This window comes from Nonomuraea sp. NPDC048916 (genome assembly GCF_040649575.1).
Lineage (GTDB): Bacteria > Actinomycetota > Actinomycetes > Streptosporangiales > Streptosporangiaceae > Nonomuraea.
Genome location: NZ_JBEZFS010000042.1, coordinates 17,782 through 44,775, shown reverse-complemented (window position 1 = coordinate 44,775; position 26,994 = coordinate 17,782). Strand labels below are relative to the sequence as shown.

The 26,994-nt window shown below is 70.4% G+C and carries 31 protein-coding genes; 20 read left to right on the top strand and 11 right to left on the bottom strand.

Annotated elements, in window-relative coordinates; translation table 11 throughout:
• Window positions 1-49 precede the first annotated feature (49 nt).
• Window positions 50-1,225, top strand: a complete 1,176-nt coding sequence (locus AB0C16_RS33425; protein ID WP_357688915.1) for a flavin-dependent oxidoreductase — start codon at window positions 50-52, stop codon at window positions 1,223-1,225.
• On the top strand, window positions 1,222-1,671 hold the full coding sequence (locus AB0C16_RS33420; RefSeq protein WP_357688913.1) for a DUF3237 domain-containing protein: 450 nt from the start codon (window positions 1,222-1,224) through the stop codon (window positions 1,669-1,671). Before AB0C16_RS33425 ends, AB0C16_RS33420 begins: the two co-directional genes overlap by 4 nt.
• 56 nt (window positions 1,672-1,727) lie before the next feature.
• Here the strand turns inward: AB0C16_RS33420 and AB0C16_RS33415 are convergent, their stop codons facing one another.
• Together AB0C16_RS33415 and AB0C16_RS33410 are read right to left on the bottom strand one after the other, a co-directional pair.
• Window positions 1,728-3,113 carry a glycine--tRNA ligase gene (locus tag AB0C16_RS33415; RefSeq protein ID WP_357688911.1) on the bottom strand — a complete coding sequence of 462 codons (1,386 nt, stop codon included), beginning with the start codon at window positions 3,111-3,113 and terminating at the stop codon, window positions 1,728-1,730.
• A gap of 91 nt (window positions 3,114-3,204) precedes the next feature.
• Window positions 3,205-3,492: an antibiotic biosynthesis monooxygenase family protein gene (locus AB0C16_RS33410; protein WP_357688909.1), complete on the bottom strand. Its 288-nt coding sequence runs from the start codon at window positions 3,490-3,492 to the stop codon at window positions 3,205-3,207.
• A 63-nt stretch (window positions 3,493-3,555) separates the two neighbouring features.
• Between AB0C16_RS33410 and AB0C16_RS33405 the strand changes: the two genes are divergently transcribed.
• The 5 genes from AB0C16_RS33405 to AB0C16_RS33385 all read left to right on the top strand — a co-directional run bounded on the left by AB0C16_RS33405 (window position 3,556) and on the right by AB0C16_RS33385 (window position 7,037).
• The gene (locus tag AB0C16_RS33405; protein ID WP_357688907.1) at window positions 3,556-3,975 is read left to right on the top strand and encodes a DUF6703 family protein; all 420 of its coding nucleotides are present in this window, start codon (window positions 3,556-3,558) and stop codon (window positions 3,973-3,975) included.
• A 60-nt stretch (window positions 3,976-4,035) separates the two neighbouring features.
• On the top strand, window positions 4,036-4,929 hold the full coding sequence (locus tag AB0C16_RS33400) for a metal ABC transporter substrate-binding protein (protein ID WP_357688905.1): 894 nt from the start codon (window positions 4,036-4,038) through the stop codon (window positions 4,927-4,929).
• Window positions 4,926-5,717 (top strand): metal ABC transporter ATP-binding protein, encoded by a 792-nt coding sequence (locus tag AB0C16_RS33395; protein ID WP_357688903.1) that lies wholly within the window; start codon window positions 4,926-4,928, stop codon window positions 5,715-5,717. Before AB0C16_RS33400 ends, AB0C16_RS33395 begins: the two co-directional genes overlap by 4 nt.
• Window positions 5,714-6,583 carry a metal ABC transporter permease gene (locus tag AB0C16_RS33390; protein WP_357688901.1) on the top strand — a complete coding sequence of 290 codons (870 nt, stop codon included), beginning with the start codon at window positions 5,714-5,716 and terminating at the stop codon, window positions 6,581-6,583. Before AB0C16_RS33395 ends, AB0C16_RS33390 begins: the two co-directional genes overlap by 4 nt.
• 64 nt (window positions 6,584-6,647) lie before the next feature.
• Window positions 6,648-7,037, top strand: a complete 390-nt coding sequence (locus AB0C16_RS33385; RefSeq protein ID WP_357688899.1) for a transcriptional repressor — start codon at window positions 6,648-6,650, stop codon at window positions 7,035-7,037.
• Here the strand turns inward: AB0C16_RS33385 and AB0C16_RS33380 are convergent.
• A complete protein-coding gene (locus tag AB0C16_RS33380; protein ID WP_357688897.1) occupies window positions 6,977-7,873 on the bottom strand; it encodes a DMT family transporter in 897 nt (298 codons plus the stop codon). The two genes, AB0C16_RS33385 and AB0C16_RS33380, sit on opposite strands and share 61 nt — an antisense overlap.
• A gap of 91 nt (window positions 7,874-7,964) precedes the next feature.
• Between AB0C16_RS33380 and AB0C16_RS33375 the strand changes: the two genes are divergently transcribed.
• The gene (locus tag AB0C16_RS33375; RefSeq protein ID WP_357688895.1) at window positions 7,965-8,513 is read left to right on the top strand and encodes a CGNR zinc finger domain-containing protein; all 549 of its coding nucleotides are present in this window, start codon (window positions 7,965-7,967) and stop codon (window positions 8,511-8,513) included.
• A 390-nt stretch (window positions 8,514-8,903) separates the two neighbouring features.
• Here AB0C16_RS33375 and AB0C16_RS33370 read toward each other — a convergent pair whose 3' ends face one another.
• Window positions 8,904-9,401, bottom strand: coding sequence for a hypothetical protein (locus AB0C16_RS33370; protein WP_357688893.1), 498 nt, complete (start codon window positions 9,399-9,401; stop codon window positions 8,904-8,906).
• 273 nt (window positions 9,402-9,674) lie between these two features.
• On the opposite strand from AB0C16_RS33370, the gene AB0C16_RS33365 reads away from it, so the two are divergent.
• The 5 genes from AB0C16_RS33365 to AB0C16_RS33345 all read left to right on the top strand — a co-directional run bounded on the left by AB0C16_RS33365 (window position 9,675) and on the right by AB0C16_RS33345 (window position 13,179).
• Window positions 9,675-10,751 (top strand): site-specific integrase, encoded by a 1,077-nt coding sequence (locus tag AB0C16_RS33365; RefSeq protein ID WP_357688891.1) that lies wholly within the window; start codon window positions 9,675-9,677, stop codon window positions 10,749-10,751.
• Window positions 10,748-11,209 carry a hypothetical protein gene (locus tag AB0C16_RS33360; RefSeq protein WP_357688889.1) on the top strand — a complete coding sequence of 154 codons (462 nt, stop codon included), beginning with the start codon at window positions 10,748-10,750 and terminating at the stop codon, window positions 11,207-11,209. Before AB0C16_RS33365 ends, AB0C16_RS33360 begins: the two co-directional genes overlap by 4 nt.
• Window positions 11,206-11,529 (top strand): helix-turn-helix transcriptional regulator, encoded by a 324-nt coding sequence (locus tag AB0C16_RS33355; protein WP_357688888.1) that lies wholly within the window; start codon window positions 11,206-11,208, stop codon window positions 11,527-11,529. Before AB0C16_RS33360 ends, AB0C16_RS33355 begins: the two co-directional genes overlap by 4 nt.
• Window positions 11,478-12,797: a hypothetical protein gene (locus AB0C16_RS33350; protein ID WP_357688887.1), complete on the top strand. Its 1,320-nt coding sequence runs from the start codon at window positions 11,478-11,480 to the stop codon at window positions 12,795-12,797. The genes AB0C16_RS33355 and AB0C16_RS33350 overlap by 52 nt, the downstream gene beginning before the upstream one ends.
• A 196-nt stretch (window positions 12,798-12,993) precedes the next feature.
• Window positions 12,994-13,179: a hypothetical protein gene (locus AB0C16_RS33345; RefSeq protein WP_357688885.1), complete on the top strand. Its 186-nt coding sequence runs from the start codon at window positions 12,994-12,996 to the stop codon at window positions 13,177-13,179.
• 150 nt (window positions 13,180-13,329) lie between these two features.
• Here the strand turns inward: AB0C16_RS33345 and AB0C16_RS33340 are convergent, their stop codons facing one another.
• On the bottom strand, window positions 13,330-14,379 hold the full coding sequence (locus tag AB0C16_RS33340; protein WP_357688883.1) for an alpha/beta hydrolase: 1,050 nt from the start codon (window positions 14,377-14,379) through the stop codon (window positions 13,330-13,332).
• A 121-nt stretch (window positions 14,380-14,500) separates the two neighbouring features.
• On the opposite strand from AB0C16_RS33340, the gene AB0C16_RS33335 reads away from it, so the two are divergent.
• Window positions 14,501-15,199: a winged helix-turn-helix transcriptional regulator gene (locus tag AB0C16_RS33335; RefSeq protein ID WP_357688881.1), complete on the top strand. Its 699-nt coding sequence runs from the start codon at window positions 14,501-14,503 to the stop codon at window positions 15,197-15,199.
• Between the two features lie 48 nt (window positions 15,200-15,247).
• On the opposite strand, the gene AB0C16_RS33330 is transcribed toward AB0C16_RS33335, so the two are convergent.
• The 4 genes from AB0C16_RS33330 to recO all read right to left on the bottom strand — a co-directional run bounded on the left by AB0C16_RS33330 (window position 15,248) and on the right by recO (window position 18,249).
• A complete protein-coding gene (locus AB0C16_RS33330) occupies window positions 15,248-15,832 on the bottom strand; it encodes a YceI family protein (protein ID WP_357688879.1) in 585 nt (194 codons plus the stop codon).
• Between the two features lie 84 nt (window positions 15,833-15,916).
• Window positions 15,917-16,375, bottom strand: a complete 459-nt coding sequence (locus AB0C16_RS33325; RefSeq protein WP_357688877.1) for a dihydrofolate reductase family protein — start codon at window positions 16,373-16,375, stop codon at window positions 15,917-15,919.
• A 369-nt stretch (window positions 16,376-16,744) separates the two neighbouring features.
• Window positions 16,745-17,518, bottom strand: a complete 774-nt coding sequence (locus AB0C16_RS33320) for an isoprenyl transferase (RefSeq protein WP_357688875.1) — start codon at window positions 17,516-17,518, stop codon at window positions 16,745-16,747.
• Window positions 17,515-18,249, bottom strand: a complete 735-nt coding sequence (gene recO / locus AB0C16_RS33315; RefSeq protein WP_357688873.1) for a DNA repair protein RecO — start codon at window positions 18,247-18,249, stop codon at window positions 17,515-17,517. The genes AB0C16_RS33320 and recO overlap by 4 nt, the downstream gene beginning before the upstream one ends.
• Window positions 18,250-18,390: 141 nt before the next feature.
• Between recO and AB0C16_RS33310 the strand changes: the two genes are divergently transcribed.
• From AB0C16_RS33310 to AB0C16_RS33290, 5 genes are all read left to right on the top strand, one after another.
• Window positions 18,391-19,899 (top strand): CDP-alcohol phosphatidyltransferase family protein, encoded by a 1,509-nt coding sequence (locus AB0C16_RS33310; protein WP_357688871.1) that lies wholly within the window; start codon window positions 18,391-18,393, stop codon window positions 19,897-19,899.
• A complete protein-coding gene (locus AB0C16_RS33305) occupies window positions 19,896-20,615 on the top strand; it encodes a DUF5941 domain-containing protein (protein WP_357688869.1) in 720 nt (239 codons plus the stop codon). The genes AB0C16_RS33310 and AB0C16_RS33305 overlap by 4 nt, the downstream gene beginning before the upstream one ends.
• A gap of 358 nt (window positions 20,616-20,973) precedes the next feature.
• On the top strand, window positions 20,974-21,987 hold the full coding sequence (locus tag AB0C16_RS33300; RefSeq protein ID WP_357688867.1) for a hypothetical protein: 1,014 nt from the start codon (window positions 20,974-20,976) through the stop codon (window positions 21,985-21,987).
• 254 nt (window positions 21,988-22,241) lie between these two features.
• Complete coding sequence (locus AB0C16_RS33295; protein WP_357688865.1) at window positions 22,242-22,868, top strand: hypothetical protein; 627 nt, start codon at window positions 22,242-22,244, stop codon at window positions 22,866-22,868.
• A 178-nt stretch (window positions 22,869-23,046) separates the two neighbouring features.
• Window positions 23,047-24,453, top strand: a complete 1,407-nt coding sequence (locus AB0C16_RS33290) for a glycoside hydrolase family 16 protein (RefSeq protein ID WP_357688863.1) — start codon at window positions 23,047-23,049, stop codon at window positions 24,451-24,453.
• Between the two features lie 265 nt (window positions 24,454-24,718).
• On the opposite strand, the gene AB0C16_RS33285 is transcribed toward AB0C16_RS33290, so the two are convergent.
• Window positions 24,719-25,891, bottom strand: a complete 1,173-nt coding sequence (locus AB0C16_RS33285) for a hypothetical protein (RefSeq protein WP_357688861.1) — start codon at window positions 25,889-25,891, stop codon at window positions 24,719-24,721.
• Window positions 25,892-26,015: 124 nt separating this feature from the next.
• Here AB0C16_RS33285 and AB0C16_RS33280 point away from each other — a divergent pair, with 124 nt between their 5' ends.
• Window positions 26,016-26,273 carry a hypothetical protein gene (locus AB0C16_RS33280; protein ID WP_357688859.1) on the top strand — a complete coding sequence of 86 codons (258 nt, stop codon included), beginning with the start codon at window positions 26,016-26,018 and terminating at the stop codon, window positions 26,271-26,273.
• 17 nt (window positions 26,274-26,290) lie between these two features.
• On the opposite strand, the gene AB0C16_RS33275 is transcribed toward AB0C16_RS33280, so the two are convergent.
• A complete protein-coding gene (locus AB0C16_RS33275; protein ID WP_357688857.1) occupies window positions 26,291-26,980 on the bottom strand; it encodes a substrate-binding domain-containing protein in 690 nt (229 codons plus the stop codon).
• Window positions 26,981-26,994 lie beyond the last annotated feature (14 nt).

The window sequence follows — 26,994 nt, the reverse complement described above, 5'->3', positions numbered from 1 at the left end:
TGGCCGCCGCCCTGGAATGTTATGGCTGTAACAATCCTGGGAGGTGGACGTGCGGATCGTCATCGCGGGCGCCGGCATCGGCGGCCTGGCCGCCGCGCTCAGCCTGCACGCGGCCGGATTCGGCGACGTGACGGTGCTGGAGGCGGTGCCCGAACTACGCCCCCTCGGGGTGGGCGTCAACCTGCTGCCGCACGCCGTGCGCGAGCTGACCGAGCTGGGCCTGGCCGACCGGCTGGCCGCCATCGGGATGGCCACCGCCGAGCTGGCCTACTTCAACCGCTACGGCAGCGCCATCTGGTCCGAGCCCCGCGGCCTGGACGCCGGATACCGCTGGCCGCAGTATTCCGTGCACCGCGGCGCCCTCCAGCTCATGCTGCTGGCGGCCGTCAGGGAACGCCTCGGGCCGGACGCGGTCCACACCGGAACCCGGGTGGACGGCGCGTACCCCGACTGTGACCTGCTGGTCGGCGCGGACGGCATCCACTCGGCGGTGCGCGCCCGCATGTTCCCCGGCGAGGGCCCGCCCCCCTGGAACGGCCTGGTCCTGTGGCGCGGCACCACTCACGGCGCGCAGTTCCTCACCGGCCGATCGATGATCATGGCGGGGGACGGCGTGATGAAGTTCGTCGCCTACCCGATCGCGCTCGACGGCGACACCGCGCTGATCAACTGGATCGCCGAGCGCCCCCTCGGCCGTGACGCCGCCGACCTCGGCGACTGGAACCGGCCGGCCGACCCCGAGGAGATCCTGCGCCACTTCGGCGACTGGCGCTTCGACTGGCTCGACGTGCCGGGGATCATCAAGGCGGCCGGCGTCGTGTACGAGTACCCCATGGTCGACCGCGACCCGCTGCCGCACTGGTCGCAGGGCAACGCGGTGCTGCTCGGCGACGCCGCGCACGCCATGTACCCGATCGGGTCCAACGGCGCCTCCCAGGCGATCCTGGACGCCCGCGTGCTGGCCCACTCGCTGGCCACCACCGGCGGCATCGGCGCGTACGAGGAGGCCAGGCGGCCGGTCACCACCGCGTTGCAGCTCGCCAACCGGGGCATGGGCCCGGAGGTCGTGATGAAACTGGCGCACGAGCGCGCCCCCGGCGGCTACGACGACATCGAGCGGGTGATCCCCTACCGGGAGCGCGCCGAGATCGCCGCCTCCTACAAGCGGACCGCCGGCTTCGACCCGGCGCTGCTCAACGAGCGCCCCTCCTGGAGCGTGCGATGAGGCTCGAACCGCTGGCCACCTTCACCGTCGAGCTGGACCCGATCCTGGAGCTCGGGCAGTCGCCGTGGGGCCGCCGCCGGGTGATCAACATCGTCGGCGGCGTCTTCGAGGGGCCCCGGCTGCGCGGCGAGGTGCTGCCCGGCGGCGCCGACTGGCAGGTCGTGCACGCCGACGGGATGGCCAGTATCGACACCCGCTACACGCTGCGCACCCACGACGGGGCCCACCTCTACATCTCCACCAGCGGGGTGCGGCATGGCCCGGCCGCGGTGATGGCCCGCCTGGCGGCGGGCGAGCCGGTGGATCCCGGCGAATACTACTTCCGCCTGTTCTGCCGGTTCGAGACCGGCGACGACCGCTACCTGTGGCTCAACCGCACCCTCGCCGTCGCCTCCGCCGCGCGCACCGCCGACGCGGTCCGGTACGAGGCGTACGCCCTCACCTGAGGAGCACTCATGCCGAAGCTCGGCCCGGGCCGCCGCGCCCCCGGCCTCGCACGTGACTAGTCGTTGAGGTGCTGGCGGAGGTAGGAGTCGACCTGGTCGAGGGAGATGCGCTCCTGGGCCATCGAGTCGCGCTCGCGGATGGTCACGGCCTGGTCGTCGAGCGTGTCGAAGTCGACCGTGACGCAGAACGGCGTGCCGATCTCGTCCTGGCGGCGGTAGCGGCGGCCGATCGCGCCGGCGTCGTCGAACTCGACGTTCCACCGCCTGCGCAGCTGGGCCGCCAGGTCGCGCGCCTTCGGCGACAGGTCGGCGTTGCGCGACAGCGGGAGCACCGCGACCTTGACCGGGGCCAGCCGGTGGTCGAGCCGCATGACGGTGCGCTTCTCCATGACCCCCTTGGCGTTGGGCGCCTCGTCCTCGGTGTAGGCGTCGATCATGAACGTCAGCGTCGCCCTGTCGACACCGGCCGCGGGCTCGATGACGAAGGGGACGTAGCGCTCACCGGTGTCCTGCTCGAAGAAGCTCAGGTCGACGCCCGACGCCTTGGAGTGGGCGGTCAGGTCGAAGTCGGTGCGGTTGGCGATGCCCTCGAGCTCGCCCCACTCGCCGCCGGTGAAGTTGAAGCGGTATTCGACGTCGACCGTGCGCTTGGAGTAGTGGGACAACTTCTCCTTGGGGTGCTCGTAGAGCCGGAGGTTGTCCTTGTTGATGCCCAGGTCGGAGTACCAGCGGAAGCGCTCGTCGATCCAGTACTGGTGCCACTCCTCGTCGGTGCCGGGCTTGACGAAGAACTCCATCTCCATCTGCTCGAACTCGCGGGTGCGGAAGATGAAGTTGCCGGGCGTGATCTCGTTGCGGAACGACTTGCCGATCTGGCCGATGCCGAACGGGATCTTCTTGCGCGCCGACTGCTGCACGTTGAGGTAGTTGATGAAGATGCCCTGCGCGGTCTCGGGCCGCAGGTAGGCCAGGCCGGTCTCGTCCTCGACGGCGCCCAGGTAGGTCTTGAGCAGGCCGCTGAACTGCCGGGGCTCGGTGAAGGCGCCCTTGTTGCCGCAGTTGGGGCAGGTGACGTCGGCCAGGCCCCGCTCGGGCGCCTTGCCGTTCTTCTCCTCGTACGCCTCGACCAGGTGGTCGGCACGGAAGCGCTTGTGGCAGGACTGGCACTCGGTCAGCGGGTCGGTGAACGTCTCGACGTGGCCGCTGGCCTGCCAGACCTCGCGGGCCAGGATCACGCAGGAGTCGAGGCCCACGACGTCGTCGCGCATCTGGACCATCGTCTGCCACCACTGGCGCTTGACGTTGTTCTTGAGCTCGACTCCCAGAGGGCCGTAGTCCCACGACGCCCGCAGACCGCCGTATATCTCGCTCGACGGGTAAACGAGCCCGCGGCGCTTGGCGAGGCTGACGATGGTGTCCATGACGTCTGTACGGCGTGCCATGTCGTTGGATCTCTTTCCGGCTGGAGGTCGGCGAGGGGAATGTGAGCTCCCAGCTTAGGGGACATCGGGAGGCCCTCGCGCGCGACTAACGCTACGCCCTGTCTTGGGTGTAGACGTCCTCGAACGCGCTGGGTTCGTTGACCATGAGGATCATCAGTGGATACATCGCCATCCGCGCGGCCGACAGCGCCCGGCGGTAGAACCCGGCCCCCTCCCACTCGCTGACCAGCGCCCACAGGTTGGGCTCGTCGACCGAGCGGGCCAGCCTGCCGCGCAGGTAGCCGGGCTGGGCCGCCAGCGTGTCGAGGATGGCGTGGCCCTGCTTGACGAAGTCCTGGGACTGCGACTCCGGAACGGTGTAACGGATGACGGCGAGCACATGACCAGGATGTCAGACGATCACAGAGCCCAGGGCGTTTCCGGCGGCGCTAGGCTCGGGCCCGTGGCCACCAACGACGACCGGCGCGGGCGCCCGCGCCCTCGGCCCGGCTCCGGAGGCGCCCGGGGTCCGCGGCAGAAGCGCCCGCTGCCCCAGGGCGAGCAGTTCTTCACGCCGGGCGCGACCGGCCTGCGCAAGGCGGTCGAGACGCGCAGCGCGGCTCCGCTGGCCTACCTGTTCACGCAGGTGCCCCGATGGCTGACGCCGGCCGTGCTGGTGGTGCTGCTGCTCGCGGGGTTCGCCGTGGCGGGCTGGCCGGGCGGGCTCGCGGTGCTGCCGGTGCTCGCGTTCGTGGCCTGGCTGGCCTACCTGTCGTGGCCGTCGCTGGGCATCGGCGGGCGACTGCTGCGCGTGGTGATGCTCGTGTTCCTCGTGGTGCTGGCCGCCGACCGGTTCGGGGTGTTTCAGTCCTTCCAGCGATAGATTTTGACAATCATTTTCATTTTCCCGCATACTGAGGGCGTGATGTCCAGAACGCCCCGAATGCTCGCTGCCTGCCTCCTGACCGGCTCCACCCTGCTGGCCGCCGGCGCGTGCGGCGTGAGCACGGGAGAGACCACGGCGGGCGGCGAACCCGGCGTCGTCGCCGCCATCTACCCTCTGCAGTGGCTGACCGAGCAGGTGGCCGGGCCCGACGCGAAGGTGACCGGGCTGACCGCGCCCGGCGTCGAGCCGCACGACCTGGAGCTGGGCGCCCACCAGGTGGCCGAGCTCGAGGACGCCACCCTGACCGTCTACATCAAGGGCGTGCAGCCCGCCGTGGACGAGGCGGTCGGCGAGGACCACGCCTTCGACGCGGCCACCGCCGTCAAGACGATCCCCGCCGGAGACCACGCCGACGAGGGCGAGGAAGCCCACGACCAAGAGGTCTCCTACGACCCGCACCTCTGGCTCGACCCCTCGCGCCTGGCCACCGTCGCCACCGCGCTCGGCGACCGGCTGGCCGCCGCCGACCCGTCGCACGCGCAGGGCTACCGCGACCGCGCCGCCCGCACGGCGGCCACCCTGGGCGCGCTCGACCAGGAGTTCGCCAAAGGCCTGACCACCTGCGCGAGCAGGACCATGGTCACCGCCCACGAGGCGTTCGGCTACCTGGCCGACCGCTACCACCTCAAGCAGATCGGCATCACGCTCGACCCCGAGACCGAGCCCTCCCCCGCTCGCCTCGACGAGGTCGCCCGCCTCGCCAGGGCCGAGAAGGTCACCACGATCTTCACCGAGTCGCTGGTCAGCCCCAAGGTCGCCGAAGTTCTGGCCAACGAGGTCGGCGCGAAGACCGCGGCGCTCGACCCGCTGGAGAGCAAGCCCTCGGGCGACTACCTGTCGGCCATGCGCGCCAACCTGGCCACCCTGCGGACCGCCCTGGGGTGCACATGAGCGAGACCGTCTTCGCGATGACCGGCGGCCGGGTCACCATCGACCGGCGGCCCATCCTGCGGAACGTCGACCTGACCGTCCGCCCCGGCGAGGTCGTCGCCCTGATGGGCGCCAACGGCTCGGGCAAGTCCACGCTGGTGCGCGCCCTGCTCGGCCTCATCCCGCTGTCCGGCGGCGAGACCCTCCTGTACGGCAGCCCGCCCGCGCGCTTTCGCGACTGGTGGCGCATCGGCTACGTGCCACAGCGGCTGCAGGTCGGCGGCGGGGTGCCCGCCACGGTCCGCGAGGTGGTGGGCTCGGGCCGCGTCGCCCGGCAGAGCAGGCTGCGCCGCACCAGTGCCGCGGACCGGGCGGCCGTGGCCGGCGCCCTGGAGGCCGTCGGGCTGTCCGGCCGGGCGGGCGACCCGGTGCAGGAGCTGTCCGGCGGGCAGCAGCAGCGGGTGCTGATCGCCCGCGCGCTGGCCGGCGAGCCCGACGTCTACGTCATGGACGAGCCCACGGCCGGCGTCGACGCCGAGACCCAGCAGCTCCTCGCCGACACGCTGGCCAGGCTGGCGCTCGACGGCAGGACCATCGCGCTGGTCGCGCACGAGCTCGGCCCGCTGGAGCCGCTCATCACCCGGGGCGTCGTGATCAGCGACGGCCTCGTGGTGCACGACGGCAGGCCGCCCCAGCCCGAAGGCGAGTGCGCCAGGCCGGGACACCAGCACGTGCACCCGCACGCCCCGGAGATCCTCGGCCAGGGGACGACCGCCGGACCGCTGAACGGCTGGCAGGGAGAAGCATGACCTCGCTTCTGCAGAAGGAGTTCTTCCAGCTGGCGATCGTCGCGGCCCTGCTGGTGGGGCTCTGCGCGCCGGCCGTGGGCACGTTCATCGTGCAGCGGCGGCTCTCCCTCCTCGGCGACGGCATCGGCCACGTGGCGCTGACCGGTGTCGCGCTGGGCTTCCTGACCGGCACCGCGCCCGTCCTCACCGCCGTCCTGGTCGCCGTCGCCGGCGCCGTGGCCATCGAGATCATCAGGGCCCGCGGCCGGACCAGCGGCGACGTCGCGCTCGCGCTGATGTTCTACGGCGGCATCGCGGGCGGCGTCATGCTCATGGGCATCGCGCCCGGCGGCAGCAACGCCAAGCTCAACTCCTACCTGTTCGGCGCGATCGCCAGCGTCACCTCACAGGACATCTGGGTCATCGGCGCGCTGGCCGTCGCCGTGATCGCCGTCGTGCTGACCTTCGGCCGGGAGCTGTTCGTGCTCTGCCAGGACGAGGAGATGGCCCGGGCCAGCGGCCTGCCGGTGCGTTTCCTCAGCCTGCTGATCGCCGTCACGGCCGCGCTCACCGTGGTCATCGCCATGCGCGTGGTCGGCCTGCTGCTCGTCAGCGCGCTGATGGTGGTCCCGGTGGCGACCAGCCAGCAGCTCACCAGGGGGTTCCGCTCGACGATGGCGCTGGCCATGCTGTTCGGCGTGGTCGCCGCGGTGGGCGGGCTGCTCGCCTCGACGCTGTCGGCCAGGGTGCCGCCCGGCGCCGCGATCGTGCTCCTCGCCCTGGCCGGCTTCGTCCTGGCCCTCGGTGTGGGTAGATTCGTACGCCGAGGCCGAGCCCGGGAGTCCGCGGTGAGCGAGCAGCCGATGAGCGCGAGGGAGGTTTCATGACCCCACTGAGCAAGGGCATCGACGGCCACGTCGCCCACGTCATGAGACCGGCGGAGGAGGCCACATGACCACCAGACGCGACGCCGTGCACGACACGCTGCGCCGCAGCAAGGGCTTCCGCAGCGCGCAGGACGTCTACGCCGAGATGCGCCAGCACGGCGCCAAGATCGGGCTGACCACGGTCTACCGCGCCCTCCAGGCGCTCGCCGACGGCGGCCACGTCGACGTGCTGCGCACCGACGAGGGCGAGTCGGTCTACCGCGCGTGCGCCAGCGGCGACCATCACCACCACCTGGTCTGCCGCCGCTGCGGCCACACCGTCGAGGTGGCGGGGCCGGCCGTCGAGCGCTGGGCCGAGACGGTCGGCGGCGAGCACGGCTTCACCGACATCACTCACACGGTCGAGGTCTTCGGCACCTGCTCGACCTGCTCGGCCACGGTCAGGGCCGGCTGAGCGCGCCGCGAGCCGTACAACACGCCGAGCACGATCACGGCGCAGCCAGAGAGCTGCGGCAGCGACGGCCGCTCGCCGAGGACCGCCGTCGACAGCGCCACCGTGGTCATGGGCTGCACGAGCAGGAGCAGCGCGGTGAGCGCGGCGGGCTGCCTGGGCAGGGTGTAGGTGATCAGCATCCAGCCCAGCACCTGCGGCCCGAACGCGAGCAACAGCAGCCACCCGTGCGCGGGCCAGACCGGCGTGAAGTCGGCGCCGCCGAAGATCGGGCTCAGCGCGGCCATGGCGACCGTGGCGACCACGGTGGCGTGTGCCAGCGGCCCGGCGGTGCGCCGCGAACCCGCCTTCATCAGCAGCAGGAAGGCGGCGTACGACACCGATGTGGCGAGCCCGGCGAGCACCCCGAGCATCGGGTCGGAGCCGTAGGCGGCGCTGTCGAAGACCCCGGAGATCAGCACGACCCCGGCGAAGACCACCGGCGTGGCGATCATCAGCCGGCTGGAGGGCCGCTCGTGGAAGAGCGCCCACGCGGCGAACGCGACGATGAACACCTGCAGGTTGCCGAGCACGGTGGCCAGGCCGGCGCCCACGTAGTCGATCGTGTGGTGCCAGAACAGCAGGTCGAGGGCGAAGAGCAGGCCCGCCAGCCAGGCCAGGTTGCGGCTGCGGCCGGGCAGCGGGCCCAGCCTGCGCCGTTCGAGCCAGGCCAGCACGATCATCGGCGGGACGGCGTAGGCGCACCGGAAGAACGCCGAGGTGGCCGGCGCCACATCCGACAGTCTCACCAGGGGCGCGGACGTGGAGATGATCAGTGCTCCGACGATCGCGATCAGCACGATACGCCGATGTGTACTCACGGAAACCCCCGACAGCCCTGGCTAGAGATACGCTGCGACAACGCTAGAACCGGTCCCGACAGGAGTCAACATGCTGTTTGGCCATGACATGGTGCATTCGCTGGCAACCGTCGTCGAGTTGGTCAACACCTCCCCCTCGACCGGCGGCGGCGACGAACTCGCCGACCTGGCCGACCTGCAGACCTTCACCCAGTCGCGCCAGGTCAGCGGCGTCGACACGCTCACCGTCCGCGACCTCGGGCAGGTGCGGCTGGTGCGTGAGGCGTTCCACCGGGTCTTCACCGCCCCCGACCAGCAGACGGCCGTGCGCATGCTCAACGCGCTGCTGTCGGAGACGCGGATCACCCCCCGGTTGACCGAACACGACGGACACCCCCTGCACATGCACTATTTCGCCCCCGACGCGACCCTGGCCGAGCACCTCGCGGCCGACTGCGGGGTGGCGCTGGCCCATCTGGTGGTCGACGGGGAGTGGGAGCGCCTGCGCACCTGCTCGGCCCCCGACTGCGAGCGCGTCTTCGTCGACGAGTCCCGCAACCGTTCCCGCGTCTACTGCGACAGCCGCACCTGCGGCAACCGCATGCACGTGGCCGCCTACCGCGCCCGCCGCCGCGCCTGACTGTCGATTTCAGGAATCCTCTGCACAGATGTCAGAAGTTCTGTGCACAGGTGGTGGCCTACCCGTTCGCGTTGAGCTCGTTGAGGGCGTCGGCGTAGTACTGGCGGCGTTCCGCGATGAGCGTGGTGACGTCCTCGCGGGTTGCCTCCGCCGAGGGAAGCTCTCGCGGACCACCCATCTGAGACGCGGGGACAGCCTTTCGAGCGGTGCTTTCGTGATCTCCGCGGCGGCACATCGAGGTGTCCGGTTGAGGTTCCTCTAACGGACACACGACGGGAGGAGGCGAAACGGCCGGGCTCCGGGTCGGGAAGGAAGGAGGCGGGGATGCCCTGGCCGATTATGAAGACACGTTGCCGGTCGTACGCCTCAGCACGCGAGCGGCCCGCCGCGTCACCAGCAGCGCATGTCCATCCAGGTGTCGTCGTATATCCCGCCCAGGTCGATGATCACTGAGTTTGTGGCGGAGGTGCCATCCACGGGGGTGCCGGGCTCGTCGAATGGCGTCCAGCCCACGACCCCGTAGTCGCCGAGGTCTCCGTCGGGGTCCTCTATCTTCGCCTGGCGATAGTGGTTCAGCACCTCTTGGATAGGCCGGTCGGTGGAGAGTTCGAAGCGGATGGTGTACCAGCAGTCGCCGGAGTCGCCGCTCACCTCGACCTGCGGGTCGAAGTACCCGAAGTCCGTTCCGGGCGGCAGCGGAAACTCCTGGATGCGGCCCACCATGCGCGCCAGCCGGTGGTCATTGATCCACACCGGCGCCATGACAATCGCCGCGAGCAGCAGGAGCGGCACTAACGGCACGGCCAGGCAGCCGATCCGGCGAGCCATTCGTGAATGTCTGGACTCCTGCGGTGGTGCGGATGCGGGCGGGTCCTGGGGGATCGACATGGATCACATGATCGCGTACCCGTTCCCACTCGCATGAAGTCCCGCTCTGCTCGGGATGGATATCGCACCGTCGCGAGTTCGCGTCTTGGGTAAGCAATAGTTCTTGAGTTGAGTTCGTTGGATCTCTCTCGACTTCCCCCTTCCTGGCCTGCGAGCTGGCTCTTCTCGGGTTTGCCGGATGGAGCACGGTCGCCTGAAGTAGCTTCACTCTCCGTGAAACAACTGTCACTGGAGTGACGGAATGGCGGCTGGGCTGAAGTCGGGAGGTTCGGGTTGGCGCTGGCAGTCGTACGGGATCTGCGCGAGCACCGCGCCCCGGCGAGCGCGGAGGAGCTCGCCGACTTTGAGACCGATGTGCTGGCAGGGTTCGTGCTCGCGCGCGCCTCGGCCGGGCTGGCTGACAGCACCATCCGCAGTGACACCAACCATTTGGAGCTGATCCGGGCCTGGTTCGGCCGACCTCTGTGGGAGATGCAGCCGGCCGACGCCGACGCCTACTTCGGCAAGGTCCTGCGCGATGCCAAGCCCTCCACTCGCACCGGCCGGGCGGCCGCGCTGACGGTCTACTTCCAGTTCCTCGAGCTGCGACACCGCGTCGAGTTGCACAATCTCACCGGACACGTGATCGAGTGCCCGCTGGATGAGATGAACAGGCCCAAGGCCTCGGTCGACCCGCTGCTGCGGATCCCGCCGGCGGAAGCGGAGATCGAGCAGTTGTTCTCCGGATGGCGCGAGGACCTGGTCACCTGCCGCAAGTTCGCTCCGGCCGCCCGCAACTACGCCGTCGCGCGACTGGTCGCCGACGTGGGGCTGCGGATCAATGAGGCACGGATGCTGGATCTGGACGATGCCCGATGGGAGCTGGGCCGGTTCGGCAAGCTGAACGTCCGCCACGGCAAGGGCTCACGCCGTCGCGGGCCCAAGCCCCGGCTGGTGCCTCTGATCAACGGCGCCGACGTCAACCTGCGCTGGTTCATCCAGGACGTGTGGGGCTTGTTCGACGGTGATCACACCCGGCCGGGCGCTCCGATGTTTCCGTCCGAGCGCAAGAACACCGACTGCTCATGCGGGCGCGCGACCGCTGATGTGTTCCGTCGCTCGCTGGCCGAAGCCGCTGAAAAATACCTCCCGGCCTGGGCGGACAAGCTCACGCCCCACGTGCTCCGCCACTTCTGCGCCTCCCAGCTCTATCTGGGCGGGATGAGCCTGCTGGCCATCCAGGAACTCCTCGGTCACGCCTGGACCGGCACGACCGCCCGCTATATCCATGTTCACCGCACCCATGTCGAGGACGCCTGGGTGCGCGGCCAGCAGCAGGCGGCCGACCGCTGGAAAGGACTGGAGTCATGACCGACCATACCGGCAGCCCAGCAGGCGACTACTGGATCCGGCATGACCTGGCCTGCGCCCTCAGCCTGGGAGCCTGCGGTCTAACCCACCTCCAGGCCGGCGTCGAACTGCTCATCGACCATGAGTACTGGCTGCGCCGAGCCGACTTCACCGACGCGTTCATCACCATCGACGACAGCGTGGCCAGCACGAAGGCGTTCATCGACTGGCCAGAGGCGATCGCGGCCCTGACCGCCGGGCGGCTGCCGTGCAGCGGCGGCGAGCGGCGGATGCTGCTGATCGCGGGGAGCATCGCCGGTGCCGTCCCGGTCGACCTGTCCGACGTGCTGATCGGGCTGGACCGCACCAACATCGTCTTGGTCGCCGCCGCGGTGCTGCGCGCGGCCGGCCTGCAGGATCAAATGATCGCACCGCAGCCCGACAACGCTTCGCACCATCGAGGAGCACAGCAGCGATGAAGTGGAACCTGCGCCTGGCCGCGGCCAACCGCGGCATCTGGAAGGCCAGCGAGTTGCAGCGCATGCTCGCCGGCCGCGGCATGACCATCAGCGCGGGGAAGATGTCGGGCTTGTGGTCCGGGCAGCCCAACAGCGTCCGCCTGGACGAACTGGATGTGATCTGCGCCGTGCTCGGCTGCGGCGTCGAGGAACTCCTGCAGCCCGAACCACAGACCGTTGCCCAGCCCAAGCCCGACACAGGCCAGCAGGGCGCCGCCGTCGGGGAGGCGTGCCCCGTCTCGCCGCGGCCCAAGTCCGGTCGATCACTACCACCACGGTGACCTGCCTGCACTGCGGGACCCCGATCCCCGCCGGAAGCCGCCGGGACAAGATGTATTGCAACAACAGATGCAGCGCGCTGGCCTCCTATTACCGCCGGAAGAACGGCCAGCCGGTGCCGCAGCGGTGGCAACACCCCGCTCTCACCTCCGACAATCCCGTACTTCAAGCGGCGGCGGCTCACGCCAAGGATCTCGGCCAGGCTCACGGCTGGTCGGAGTCAACCGTCAGATGCACCCTCGACGGCCTGGCCCTCCTTCTGGAGGAACGCAGCGCCGATCAGCCGGTGCTCCTCAGCGAGATCCGCGCCCGGACCTCCCGGCACACCTCTGCTCCCCGGGTCGCTGAGGTCCTCGCCGGCCTTGGCCTGTTCGCCGACGACTCGGTCTCGTCGCTGAACTCGTGGATCGACCTGCGCACCGGCCAACTCCCTGCCGGGTTCGCCGCCGACGTCCGAGAATGGCTCCTGGTGCTGCTCAACGGGGACGCCCGCCACCACCCCCGATCACCCACCAGCCTCTACGTCTACTTCGGAGCCATCCGGCCGTTCCTGGAGGGATGGGCGCCGACCCGCGGGCACCTCCGCGAGATCACCACAACCGACATCGCCGCCGCGCTCCACCCCTTGGCCGGATGGCAGCGCCGCAACGCCATCGCCGCGCTGCGCTCCCTGTTCCGCTTCGCCAAGAAACGCAAACTGATCTTCGCCAACCCCGCCGCGCGGCTGAAGGGCCCCGAGGTCGACCGGCACCTCCTGCCGATGACCGACACCGAGATCAGCACCGTCGAACAACTCGCCGTCACACCAGTGCAGCGGCTGGTCGTCGCGCTGACCGCCGTGCACGCCGCCCGGCCGGCCGCCATCCGCGCCCTTACCCTGGACGACCTCGACCTGCCCAACCGGCGCATCACCCTCGCCGGACACACCCAGCGGCTGGGAGAACTACCCCGCCGAACCCTTCTGACCTGGCTTCGCCAGCGACGCGCAACATGGCCTCACACACCCAACCGGCACGTCCTGATCACCAAGAGAACAGCCCTCGGCACCCATCCCGTCTCGGCCCTCTACCTGCAGCAGGAGTTCATCCGCCAGGGGATGGACCTCGAACGCATCCGCAGCGACCGAGTCCTCCATGAAGCCCTTACCGTCGGCCTCGACCCCCTCCACCTCACCCTGGTCTTCAACCTTTCCCACAGCACCGCCAGCCGATACGCCGCCCTCGCCCAAAAGCTCCTGGACACCGAGCTAGACCATGCGCACCCTGGTTGACCCCGTGGCTATTCTCAAGAACACGCGCCGTTTCCCGGCCCCAGCCCCAGAAAGGCCGCGAGTTCCCGCTGAAGAACCTTCAGCCAGCCCGAACCCACGGCCAAGGTGCCGGTAAGAAACGTGTCTTGAGCCCCAAACGGCGTTGATCTTGCTGTGACTTGCCTGGTCAATGCTGGGTGGTCATGAAACACCCCCGATGCACATCGATGAGCTGGTCGAGCACTGGACGATCCTGGACGAAGAGCGCGACCTCATCGCCGGAAAGCGCGACGCCACGCGGCTCGGCTTCGCGATCTTGCTGAAGTTCTACACGCAGCACGGCCGGTTCCCGCGCTGCTGTTTGGACCGGCTCAGCGTGATGGCGGGCACCTGGTCGCGATGACCGGCGACGGAGCACCAACGACGTCCCGGCGCCGGCCCAGGCCGACGTTGGCGTGGCCATGAACACCGGCCCCCCCGGACGGCTTCGACTCGAGGTCATCAGCCTCCTCCAGTGAGCGCCTCCGATGGTCGCCGCATCTCCCTTCGTGAGCTATCGCCGCAGGGCGTGTTCGCGCAAGAACTCCCGGATGATGCGCTGCGGCTCCTCGGCCCGAGGACTCAGCCAGAACCCGAGATGGTCCTCGTCCGGCATCCAGTGGTGCTGCGCGCCCGGGATCCGCGCGGCGGCGTTCTCGCCGTGCTCGAACGGCACGTCGCCGTCCTGCTTGCCATGGAGGATGAGCGTCGGCGCGGTGATGCGGTCGAACGGGATCGCCATCTCTCGCGTCTGCAGCGAGTCGTTGCCGGTGCCCGGCATTCTCTTCTCGTACGGGAAGGTCGCATCGAACATCGCCTCGAAGAAGAGCCGGACATCCTTCGTGCGCATGATGTGGTCGGCGCGTTCCGCCTTTTGGCTCTCGGTGAACGTGCTGGTCTCGTCCAGGGTGCCGGAGATGATCGTCTCGAGCGAGACCGATGCGGTCAGCTTCGCGAGCTTCTGGCCGATCGCGTTCATGAAGACGGTCTGCACAGAAGAGGTGGGCGAGGCGCCGGGGTCGGGCAGGCTCACGCCGCCGATCGAGACCAGTCCCCACACCCGTTCCGGATGGCGCGCGGCGAATGCGTACGCGACCGGGCTGCCCGCCGAGACCCCGAAGACGCCGACCCGGTCGATGCCGAGCTCATCAAGCAGGGCTGCCAGCAGATCTGCCTGCTCGTCGAGGGTTCGCCCGCTGCTCAGCGGCGTGCCGAGGTACCCGGGACGCGACGGGCTGAGGATCCGGTATCCGTCGTCCTGCAGCAGGCTCGCGAACAGCCGGCCCTGGTCGGCGCCGCCCAGGCCCGCGTGCACCGACAGGACGACCGGGCCTTCGGTGCCGTACAGGTCGTACTCGATCGGGCCCCGGTCCGTGTTCGCGGTCCGCAGGTCGAGCGCGACACCCGTCAGCAGGGTCCGCCGCGGATCGAGGTCGGCTGTGCCGTCCCACATGGCCAGGCCGAGCGCGAGCAGCGCCGGAATACCGATGAGCACGGCCACTGTGATGATGATGGCCTTCCGGATGCGGTGCCGCCGTCGTGGCGCGTGCGTGTCTTTCGTCATCTCCACCCCGATTCGCTGGATCGGCGGCGCCATGGCCGCCAAGTAGCATCCGAAGGTATTCGGGAGAATTCAGGCGGAGAAGAGCGCAATTTTATGTGACCGGCCGAAGATGGGGGTCTCGATGCCGCGGGTGAAGAAGACCTCGGTGTGCCCTTACGGTGCCACCGGGGTCGGGGGCAAGTGGATGTTCTGGAGCATGTACCACCTGCTCAGTGGCGCCAAAAGGTTCTCCGAGCTGCGCCGCCTCATGCCGCAGGCCGGTCGTCAGACGCTCGTGACACAGTTGCGGGAGCTCGAGCGGGCGGGCGCCGTCCGCCGGACCGTATCCGCTCACATTCCGCCGAGGGTGCGGTATTCCCTCACGCGGCTCGGCTGGGATTCCGAGCCGATCCTGCGGGAGCTCAAGGACTGGGGCGAGTGGTTCGGCGATCGGGTCGGCCCCGATGTCGACTGGCTGGTGAGCCTCGGCGGTCGATGGAAGGTGTGGATCGTCCACGGCCTGTTCGACGGCGCCAAGCGCTTCGGCGAGCTCCGGCGGCTCCTGGCCCCGATCAGCAAGCAGGTACTCGCTCGGGAACTGCGTGAGCTGGGCGACCTAGGCCTGGTGCGTCGTCTTCCCAGGCAGCCGGGCGCTCCGCAAGGCGCCTACGAGCTCACGGAGACGGGGAGCGAGTCGGAGCCCATGTTCCGCCGGCTTTACGCGTGGGGCAGGTGGGCGAGCGTGAAGACGGGCGTGAGGTTCGACTGGCCGGCGAGCACCCCTCCGGAGCACCTCCGCCACACGTTCACGGCACATGGGGAACTGCCGGTGAGGCCCTGATCGCGCCGAGCGTCCCCCACCGTACGGGCGCGTGGCTCGGCGGCGGGGTCACGTCGCGGTGGCGACGACCGTGAGCGTGAGGTGGAAGTGGCGGCCGGTCATGCCCTTCTCCCTGGTCAGGCCGAAGGCGTAGCGGTCGACGGTGGTCTCGGCCTGGGCGCGCAGGGTCTGGTTCTCGGCGATGAGCGAGGTCAGCGTGAGGACCGCGGGCCGGGTCACGCCGCGCACGGTCAAATCGCCGGGCACGCGGGTCCCGTCGGGGGAACGTTCGACGCCCCTGGCCCGGAAGGTGATCTCGGGGTGGGCGGCGGCGTCGAGGTAGACCGCCGACCTGACCTTCCCGTCCCGCAGCGGGATACCGGTGTCGACGCTGCCGGCTCGGATCACCACGTCCACCGTCGAGTCCTCGGCGGGCTCGGCGATGCGCACCTCACCGCCGTCCACCGCGAACGAGCCGCGGACCGGCAGGAGGCCGAAGACGTGACGCGTGCCGAACGTGACCTCCGTGGCCTCCGGGTCGATGCGGTACACGCCCGGCGCCGGCTCGGCGGTCGGATGCCCGGTCGGATGCCCGGTCGGGAGCGAGGCCGGGTGCGCGGCCGGATGTGCGCGGGATGCGTCTTTGCCCTTCATGTGCTTCACGCTACTCAAGCCTGGTTTGCCCCGAGAATCGCGCTGCGTGCCCACATGGGGTGTACCTGGGTACACCCCCCACGACTACGGCTGGTAGGTCAGGACCACGACCCCGTCGGGCCCGACCGGCCGGGCCTCGACCAGCCGCAGGTCGGTGACGCGGGCGCCGTCGCCGAACAGGCGCCGCCCGGCGCCCAGGACGACGGGGAAGACCATCAGCCGGTACTCGTCCACCAGGTCTAGCTCGGCCAGCGCCTGGACGAGCCGGCCGCTGCCGGTGACGAGGATGTCGCCGCCCGGCCGCTGCCTGAGGTGGCCGACCTCCTCGGCGAGGTCGCCCCGGATCACGGTGGTGTTCCTCCACTCGGGGGCACTCAGCGTCGTCGAGACGACGTACTTCCGCATGCCGTTCATCTTGTCGGCGAAGCCCACGTCATCGCGCATCTTCGGCCAGACCGCCGCGAACCCTTCGTAGGTGACGCGGCCCAGCAGCAGCGCGTCGGCGGCGAGCACCTCGTCGAGCTTGAACTGCCCGCCCTCCACGAGTCGAACCGGAACGCCCAGCCGCCGCGGTCGAAGATCCGATCGTTTCCCGGTGCCTCCATGACGCCGTCCACGGTGACGAACTGGGATACGACGATCTTCCTCAACGCCCTGCTCCTTCCGGACCTCCGCCGCCGATCCTGGCCCTGCGCGGAGCCGGGACGCAACGTGCGCGGCCGACGCCCGGCGCCCACGATCGGTGTGCCGCCGAGCACTTCAAGGTCGGGCGCTTCAAGGTCGGGCGCTTCAAGGTCGCGCACCCGTATCCGTGTGCCCTCGATGCAGACGATCGCGGTGTGGCCCGATCGGGGTTGGGCCGGTCGGGGGAACGGGTGCCGGACACGCCCCGCCGCGGCCTGCGGCGGTCGCTCAGACCTGGTTGGGGATGGCTCCGCCGTACCTTCTGTCGCGCTTGGCGTAGATCTCGCACGCCTCCCAGAGATCCCTGCGGTCGAAGTCGGGCCAGAGCCGGTCGAGGAAGACCATCTCGGCGTAGGCCGACTGCCACAGCAGGAAGTTGGAGAACCGCTGCTCCCCGGACGAACGGACGAACAGGTCGACCTCCGGGATCTCCGGCTCGTCGAGGTAGCGGGCGAAGACCTTCTCGTTCACCTTCGACGGCTTCACCCGGCCGGCCGCGATGTCCTGGGCCAGTTTGACCGCGGCGTCGACGATTTCGGCCTGGCCGCCGTAGTTGACGCAGAACTGCAACGTCAGCCTGCGGTTGCGTTCGGTCATCTCCTCGGCCGTCCGCAGCTCGTCGATCACGCTCTTCCACAGCCGTCCCGGCTTGCCCGCCCAGCGCACCCGCACGCCCATCGCGTGCAGCTCGTCGCGGCGGCGGCGGATGACGTCGCGGTTGAAGCCCATGAGGAAGCGCACCTCGTCGGGCGAGCGCTTCCAGTTCTCGGTGGAGAAGGCATAGGCGCTCAGATAGGGGACGCCCAGCTCGATGGCGCCCTCGATGACGTCGAACAGCGACGCCTCGCCCGCCTTGTGCCCCTCGGTGCGGGGCAGGCCGCGCGCCTTGGCCCAGCGACCGTTGCCGTCCATGACGATCGCGACATGCCGCGGCACCAGGTCGCGCGGAATCGGCGGCGGCGTCGCACCCGAAGGATGCGGGGACGGTGGTCGGATCTTCACGCGGGCTCCCTTTCGACGTGTCGCAGAGAGCGTATTCCGTGTTCGAGATGCCATTGCAGATAGGCGGCGACCAGGCCGCTGCACTCGCCGCGATGGCGTGACTCCGAGGCGTCGGCCGCCGCCCAGTCGCCGCGCAGCAGCGCCGTCATGAGCCTGATCGTCTCGGGCGCGGGCACGACCGAGCCCGACGGTTTGCACGCGCCGCACACCACGCCGCCGGCCACGATGGCGAACGCCCTGATCGCCGGGGCCCGGCACTTGGCGCACGCCTCCAGCGCGGGCGCGTAGCCGGCCACGGCCAGCGAGCGCAGGAAGTAGGCGTCGAGCACCAGCCTGGCCTCGTGCACCCCATCGGCCAGCGTGCGCAGCCCGCCCACCAGCAGCAGGAACTGCCGCAGCGCCGGCTCCTTCTCGCCGTGCGTCAGCCGGTCGGCGGTCTCCAGCATCGCGGTGCCCGCGGTGTAGCGGGGGTAGTCGGCCGCCAGCGTCTCGCCGTACGGTCTGATCGTCTCCGCCTGCGTGACGACGTCGAGCGTGCGCCCGGTGTGGAGCTGCAGATCGACGTGCGTGAACGGCTCCAGCCTGGCGCCGAAGCGCGAGGTGGTGCGGCGCACGCCCTTGGCGACGGCGCGCACCTTGCCGGTGCGCCTGGCCAGGATGGTGACGATGCGGTCGGCCTCGCCGAGTTTCTGTGTCCGCAGGACCACGCCTTCGTCACGGTAGAGACTCACCTGTCCATCTTAGGGGCGCACGCTCTTTTCGTTACGGACACGCGTCGGTGACGCGACTCTGCGCAACTCTCATTAGACTTTGTCGCCTGTCCCCCGCAATACCCGTTGTTCATCCCCCCGCCACCGCCTCGAAAGGGAGTCATGACCCGCGTGGTCCTGCTGGGCTCTTCGCCCGGCCCCGACACCGCTCCGACCGGACTGAGGCTCGCCGCGCTGCCTGGCAGCCCGACCGTCACCGAGCGGCTGCGCAGCCAGATCCTCTCCCTGGATCCGCGGCCCGCGACGATCGACACGGGCGACGTGGCCGCCGCCCTGCGTGCCCTGGCCGAGGTCGCCGAGTCCGCGACGGAAAGCCTCCTCATCCTCCCCGCCAACTCCGTGATCCACGACGAGCTGATCTACCAGATCACCAAGACCAAACGCGGCGCACTGGCGCTCATCGCCAAGGAGCCGCGCCCCGACACGATCGAGGAGACGCAGCCGGACATCGTCCCGATCGACGAGGCCGAGCCCGAGATCGGCGACCACCGGCTGGAAGGGCTGCCGGTGCGCTCCCGAGCCGGCAAGTCGCGCATCGTCTCCGTCGGCACCGCGGCCCACGCGGTGACCAGGCCCAACGCGGCGCTGCTCGGCCCCCTCCACCTGAACCTCCGCAACGCGCCCACGCTGGCCGCGACCTGCCGCGAGCTGGCCGGCATGGCCGACGTGTTCGGCCGCGACGACGACCTGGTGCAGCTGATCGTCTTCGGCCTGGTGCGCAACGGCGTGTCCGTGGGCATCCGCGGCCGCCGCGACCTCTTCTACCGCAGGGTCACCACCCAGGAGGAGGCCAACGAGGCCGGCGCCGAGATGGCCGGCATGGACGAGGACCGCGCCCGGCTCGACAACGCGGTCAAAGGCGCCGACGGCTTCTTCACCACCTACTTCGTCTCCACCTACTCCCGGTTCATCGCCCGCTGGGCGGCCCGGCGCGGGCTGACGCCCAACCAGGTGACGCTCATCTCGATCACGCTGGGCGTGCTGGCGGCGGCCTGCTTCGCCACCGGTGACCGGCCGTGGATGGTCGCGGGCGGCGTGCTGATCTACTTCGCGTTCGTGTTCGACTGCGTGGACGGTCAGGTCGCCCGCTACGCCCGCAAGTTCGGCGTGCTCGGCGCCTGGCTCGACGCGACGTTCGACCGCTTCAAGGAGTACGTCGTCTTCGCCGGCCTCGCGGTCGGCTGGGTGGTCTCGGGCAACGGCGACGACATCTGGATCCTCGCCCTGGCCGCGATCGGCCTGCAATCGGTGCGCCACCTGCTCGACTTCTCCTTCGGCATCGCCAACCGCCGCAAGCCGCCCGCCCAGCTGCCCACGCTGCCGCTGACCGCGCCCTCCGACAAGGACCTGCGCAGGGCACTGCAGAGCCGCAAGGTGGAGCGCGCCCAGGGCATCCGGGGCCTGCTCAAGATGTGGAGCAAGGCCGGCCGGTTCCGCGCCGTCCACTGGGCCCGCAAGATGATCGTGTTCCCCATCGGCGAGCGGTTCGCGGCCATCGCGATCACCGCCGCCCTCTTCGACGCCCGCATCACCTTCCTCACGCTGGTGATCTGGGGCACCGTCGCCGCCATCTACACCCTCACCGGACGCCTCATGAGGTCGCTCGCATGATCACTCAGCCGCAGGCCGCCGCCACTCCCACGCCGGACCCCGACGAGGAACGCCGCCGCATCCAGACCGCCCGCCTGCTCGCCTACCGCGACGACGGGCCACTCGTCAACGCGGTCGCCGGGAAGGTCGGCAAAGGGCTGCCGCCGGTCCCCGCCACGCTCGCCGCCCTCGTCGCGATCATCGCGATCACCGCCCTGGGGCTGCTCCGGCCGGGGCCGATGCTCCTCGTGCCGGTGCTGGTCGTGGTGCTGCTCGTGCTGCCGACCGCGCCGCGCGACCACCTGGGCAAGCTCGACTGGCTCACCCCGCCGCTGCTGCGCGGCACCGAGTTCCTCACCATCGTCGTGGTGGGGCTCACCGCCGACGCGCCGAAGTGGCTGCTGTTCGTGCTGGTCTACGTGGTGGGCTACCACACCTACGACACCGTCTACCGCACGCGGCAGAGCATCTGGCCGCCCGTCTGGGTGTTCTACGCGGGCCTCGGCTGGGAGCTGCGGCTGCTGATCATCGGTGTGGGCGCGGCGCTCGGCTGGCTCACGGTGGTGCTCGCGGTGCTCACCGCCTACCTGTTCGTCCTGTTCGCGGTGGAAAGTGTGACCAGCTGGGTGCGCCTCGACAAGGCCTCCGCCCAGGCGGGCGCCGACGCCGAGCAGGACCTCGAGGCCTCCCCCGAAGACGTCCTCGAACAGGCCACCGGCGAGGCCGAGAAGGCCTGACCGCCCCTCCGGGGCTTCGACCACATCTTCTCTTCTCGTACGGCACGCACGGGCTTTGAACCATCTTCTTGTACGGCACGCACGGGAGGGCCCACCCGCCGACCATGGCCGGCGGCCTCCAGGGAGACGGCCGCTGACCCGCACGGGGCCGGCCACCGCTACGACGCACAGTGAGATCGGCTAGGCGTCAACCGGTGGACCGGCCCCGCCGTGTGCCAGTCGCAGCGCGAACGGTCTGATGCGGTCCGGTCTGATGCCGGCATCCACGTCAGGGCCGCTTGTCCCGGAAGTGACCGATTAGTCTGGGGATCCAGGACACTCGAGCCGGGTGGCGGTCCGGCGGAGCCGGGAGACGCGGATGGCGTTCTTGTCACGGCTGTTCAAGCGGGGCGATCCGCTCGCCGAGCGGGAGGGGGCGCGCCGCCAGGGCATGCGGGATGCTCGTCGGCACCCGATGGGTGAGTTCACCGATCCGGAGTTCCAGCCCACGTACGTGACGGAGATCCGGGCGCGGGCCAGGGAGCAGATCACCGAGGTCGACCGGCGGCTGGCGACCGTCCGCGCCTCCCTGCTGCAGCGGGCCGTGAGAGCCCGGGAGACCATCCTGCGCGAACTCGGCCGGGCCGACCTGCGCCCCGACCCGCCCGCGAACGGCCACCTCCCCCGGCCCGCCACCTCGACGAGCCCGGGCCCCTCCCCTGAGTCCGGCGCCACCAGCCCGGGCGACGAACCCGATTCGCCGGATGGAGAGCCCGGCGGGCCCGGTGACGAGGCGCGCGTCCCGCCTCCGGGCCCCGGTCCGGACGCGTTCATCTCCATCGAGGAGGCCCGGCGGCGAAGGGGCGAGGCCCGGCGCATGGCCGAACTCCAGCAGGCCGGAGACACCGTCCACGAGGCCAGGGCGTGCATCGAGCAGATCACCCAGGAGTGGGAGAGCGCGCTGATCGAGCGCAACCACGCCGTGGAGGCCCTGCACGCCAGGGCCGAGCAGCTCATCGCCGCCTACCGGTCGGGCGTGATGCGGGCCCATCCGCGCCGCGAGGAGATCCCGTCGCTGTGGAAGGGCGAGGTCATCGCCATGGACTCCACCGGCGAGAGCACGGCGGCGGTCGCCGGCCGGGAGGAGATCGGCCGCATCCTGCACGAGCTGGAGGCCCGGATCGAGGTGTGGACCGCCGAGGTCATGCCCCGTGCGTTGACCGGCGACGACCGCCCCGAGCTGCCCCAGGGCACCGGCCCGGCCTCCCCTGAGCACCGCGTGAACGACGTATGGGGTCGCTCCGGGCCGACTGGTGAGGGCGAGGAGAGCTCCCGGCGTCCGGAGACCCACGGCAGCGGGCGAGTGGACCAGCGGGATGGAGGGGTGCCGTGACGGAAGGAGATGGCATAGAGGCGGGGGCTCGCGGATTACGCCGCCCGTCCGGGAGCGGCGGCGCCGAGCGAACTGCGGACGGGTCGCGATTCTGGGACGGCGGGTGGTTCCGAGGGCCCGGGACAAGCTGTCGGACGGGTGGCCGGCGGGTCGGGACGATATGGCGGATCGCTGCTGGGCGGGTGGGGGCCGGGGTTGGGGTGGTGTTGTTGGTGGTGGGCGGGGTTGTGGGGTGTGGGACTGAGGCGGGGGCCGTGTGCGGGGTGGTGGTCGACTCCACCAGCTACGCCGACCCGGCGACGTCCCGCAACGATGTGACGTCCAAGCTGCCGGACTTCGCCCAGGGGTGCGACTGGATCGGGTTCGCGGCCGTGACGGGGAGCTCGGAGAGCAGCTCGTGCCGGCAGGACGCGGTGGCCATCGCGGCGACCCGGGCCGAGAACCCCAACGACAACCCGGTCGTCGAGGGCCGCGTCAGGTCGCACCGCATCACGGAGGTGCTGCCCCGGGCGGTCAAGCTGTTCGACTGCCCGGCGGAGGGCGAGGGGTCCGACGTACTGGGGGCGCTGCGCTACGTGGTCAAGCAGATGGCAGCCAGGCGGCAGCCGGACAGGCCGCACGAGATCATCGTGTTCAGCGATCTCATCAACAACCGGGGCGAGCTGAACGTGAACCGGCTGGATCTGGGCGAGGCCGGCCGGAAGCAGAAGGTGAGGCAGTTGCGGGAGGCCCGGCTGCTGCCGGATCTGACGGGTTACGGGGTGGTCGTGCACGGGTTCCTGCGGGAGAAGACGTCGAGCCCCGACCGCTTCCCGCTGCTGGAGAGCTTCTGGAGAGAGGCGTTCGAGGCGGCGGGCGCCACCTCGGTGGACCTGCTGTAGCACGCCCGGCCCTCGCGGCTCGGATCACGATCACGAGAGCGCTCTCTGGCATTGATAGCCCTCGCTTCACTCTCTTGTCAAGCTGTCAGTGCAGTTTGTTGACACCCGGTTAGCTCTGTGTTTAGGTCTGGCTGAGAGAGCGCTCTCTCAGTCCGCCTCCGTCCCCCCAGGAGCAGCGATGACATCTGGCACCCCAACCCGGCGCAGACGACTGGCGGCCGTGGCCGCGGCGCTGGCCACCCTCACCGGACTGTTCGTGCACGTCGCCGTAAGTGCCTCCGCGGCCGTGCCCACCACCCCCTCGGGCTGGTCACTGGTCTGGTCCGACGACTTCAACGGCGCGGCGGGATCGGCGCCCTCATCGACGAACTGGATCGTCGACACCGGCCACGCCTACCCGGGCGGCCCCGCCAACTGGGGCACCGGTGAGATCCAGAACTACACCGCCAGCTCCTCCAACCTCGCCCTCGACGGCTCGGGAAACCTCCGGATAACGCCGCAGCGCAGCGGCTCCGGCGAGTGGACGTCGGCCCGCATCGAGACCCGGCGGGGCGACTTCAAGCCCGCCGACGGGCGCGTCCTGCGCATCGAGGGCCGCATCCAGATGCCGAACGTGACCGGCGACGCCGCCCTCGGCTACTGGCCGGCGTTCTGGGCGCTCGGCTCGCCGTACCGGGGCAACTACTGGAACTGGCCGGCCATCGGCGAGTTCGACATCATGGAGAACGTCAACGGCCTCAACTCCGTCTGGGCCGTGCTCCACTGCGGCGTCAACCCCGGCGGGCCGTGCAACGAGACCAACGGCCTCGGCGCCAGCCGGGCCTGCCCCGGCTCGACCTGCCAGTCGGGCTTCCACACCTACCGCTTCGAGTGGGACCGCAGCGTCAGCCCCAACCAGCTGCGGTGGTACGTGGACGGGCAGCAGTTCCACAGTCTCAGCCAGTCGCAGTTCGACGCGACCACCTGGGCGAACATGACCGGCCACGCCGGCTACTTCCTGCTGCTGAACGTGGCCATGGGCGGAGCGTTCCCGAACGGGGTCGCCGGATTCGGCACACCCACCGCGGCCACCGTGCCGGGCCGGCCGATGGTGGTCGACTACGTGGCGGTGTGGCAGAGCGGCACCGGCACCTCCCCGACCCCGACGGTCACGCCGACCGCGCCCGGCGGAGTGGACGCCCGCTCGACCATCCAGGCCGAGCGCTACCAGGCGCAGTCCGGGACCATGGTGGAGACCACCACCGACTCCGGCGGCGGCCAGAACGTCGGCGGCATCTCCAACGGCGACTGGCTCCGCTACGACGGGGTCGACTTCGGCACCGTGGCGGCCGGGCAGTTCAAGGCCCGCGTGGCGTCCGGGGCGGCGGCCGGCGTGAGCGGCCTCGTCCAGGTCCGGCTCGACAGCCCCACCGCCGCGCCGATCGGCGACTTCGCCGTGGGCAACACGGGCGGCTGGCAGAGCTGGCGGACCATCCCGGCGAACATCTCAGGGGTGACCGGGACGCACACGGTCTACCTGACGTTCAGCAGCGGCCAGCCGGCCGACTTCGTCAACGTCAACTGGTTCACCTTCTCAACGTCATGACCTCGACGTCGTGACCGGTTGACCGCTCAGCCGGCCGGCCGGGCGTCGTAGCGGCGCCCGGCCACGTGCCGGTCAGCGGCCGTATCCCTGGAGGCGCCCAGCCACGCACGGTGACTGGGCCCTCCTTGGCTGTGCCGTAAAAGCCTCTTCGACCATGCAGCAAGAGAGCTCCTTGACTGTGCAAGTAAAGGCTGTGCAGTAAAGACTGTGCAGTAAAGACCGTGCGGTAAAGAAGCTCGTGAAGAAGCCCGTAACGGCCGTCCGCTCAGACGGACCGCTGGGCGCGGACGATGCGCTCGGCCCAGCTGGCGGCCTCCGGGTCGCGCAACCCTTCGACCACGCCGCCGAGATAGGCGGTGGCGAGGCTGTCGAAGCCGCTGTCGAGCTGCCGGAGGCGGCTTGCCCGGCGGCGGTCGGCTGACTGCAGGTACTGGGCGATGCTCTCGGCGTAGCCGGCGTCCTGCTGGTAGACGGACCGGGCCTCGGCGAGGGAGGCGGCCTCGGCGTCGCGCTTGGCGCGGAGCTCGCGCAGGCGGCGGTCGTTGGGGTTGTGCATCCTGCGGCCGAGGTCGGCGGCGATCAGCGCGGTGGCCACCAGCAGCGCGAGCAGCAGGATCATCGTGGGCAGCCGGCCCACCCCGTCGGAGGTCGGGCCGATCTCCTGGCCGTCCACCACCAGTGGCTTGACCAGGGCGTCGCGGCGGAGCACGGCCACGGCGACGATCAGGCCCAGCCAGACGAGGGCCACCGCGGCGAGCAGCCAGCGGCCCTTGACCGAGGCGCCGGACTCCTGCCAGGCCCGGAACGCCCGGCCGTACATGTGCGGGGCGACCAGCATGATCAGGGCCGCGCCGGTGGCGAGCAGGGCGGTCATCGCGACGCTGTCGCCCCAGTTCAGGATGACCTGGTAGAGGATCGGCACCTCGACGACCAGCAGGAGCAGCAGGAGCAGCGCGCCGGGCAGCCAGCGGCGGACGGCGGCCCAGCGGCTGCCGGACAGCGCGATGGAGCTGGGACGGCCGTCGCCGGGGCGCCTGCTGGGCTGTTCGAGCTCGGCCACGCGGCGCCGGGTGTCGTCGAGGGCGTTGCGGGCCTCGCCGAATACGCGCTGCGACTCGGCCAGCTTGATCTTCTGCGCCTCGAACTCGGCGCGGGCCCGCTGGATCTCGCGTTCGGTGCTGTCCTCGATCGCGCCGAGCTCGGCCAGGCGTTCGTCCTCCAGCTCGTGGAAGCGCGGCACGCTGCCCGTTTCGAGGGTGAGCGTGTCGATCTGGCCGTCGGTGGCGTGCGCGCGGCCCAGCTCGCGTTCCTCGCGGCGGCGCTGCGCCCAGTCGGGCAGCCGGTAGAGGTCGCCGTCGTAGCCGACGGCCGGCGCTCTGCGGGTGACCTGTCCCGGCTCGGTGGGTTCGGGGTGGTGGTGCCGGCGAGTGAAGCGCATCGGGCCTCCAACGCGGTCCTGGCTTTCGATGCTAATCGCCGCCACGGCGAACCGCCCTGCGGGGATTACGCAAGCTCGGTGGCGACGATCCCGCTAGGGGTAGAGCGAGGAGCCGACCGCGATCATGTCGCTCATGCTCGGCTGCGAACCAAACAAGGTGGAGTTGGTGTACGACTACACGGGCCTGCCGCAGGAGGTGCGGCAGGACCTGGAACGGTTCCGGGCGCTGCGCGAGCAGCTCGACCAGATCGAGGAGAGCCTCCGGAAGATCGGCGATCGGGTCGCGACCCGGCTCAAGAAGGAGAAGGTCACCGACGAGGACACGGGGCGGCTGCTCGGCGGACTGTCACGGCAACGGGTCGGGCAGCTCAGGGCCGGCTGAGCTCGGCCCTCGAACGGTCAGGTGGTCTCGCGCACGACGAGGCGGGCCGGCAGGACGACCGAGGTGGTGTGGCGGCCGTCGAGTCTCGACAGCAGGAGCCTGGCCAGGGCCAGGGCCTGCTCGGTGACCGGCACCCGGACCGTGGTGAGCGCCGGGGTGGTGGCGGAGGCGGCGTCGCCGTCGCCGAAGCCGACGATCGCCAGGTCTTCGGGCACCCGCAGCCCCGCCTGCCCGGCCGCCTGGAGGGCCCCGATGGCCAGGTGGTCGGAGGTGGCGAGCACGGCGTCCAGCCGGGGATGCTCGGCCATCAGCCGGCGGGCCGCCGCCGCGCCCGACTCGCGGTCGAGGCCGGCCGGGGCGAGCAGCGGGTGCAGCCCGGCCTGGCGCAGGGCGTTCCGGTGCCCGGTGAGCCGGTCCTGGACGTCGACGAGGTCCATCGGGCCGCAGATGATCCCGAGGTTACGGCGGCCCCGGTCGAGCAGGTGGGCGGTGGCGGCTCTCGCGCCGCCCACGTTGTCGACGTCCACGTACGGGACGAGTGAGGCGATGGCGGGCCTGCCCAGCAGGACGACGGGCACCTCGGTGCGGGCCAGCCGCTCGGCGAGCGGGCCGGCGCCGTCCGGCCGCACCAGTACGACCCCGTCCACCTGGCGGGTCTCGACGTGCTGGACGACGCGGCGGTGGCTCTCGGCGGTGTCGGCCAGCATGAGCGTGATCTGCT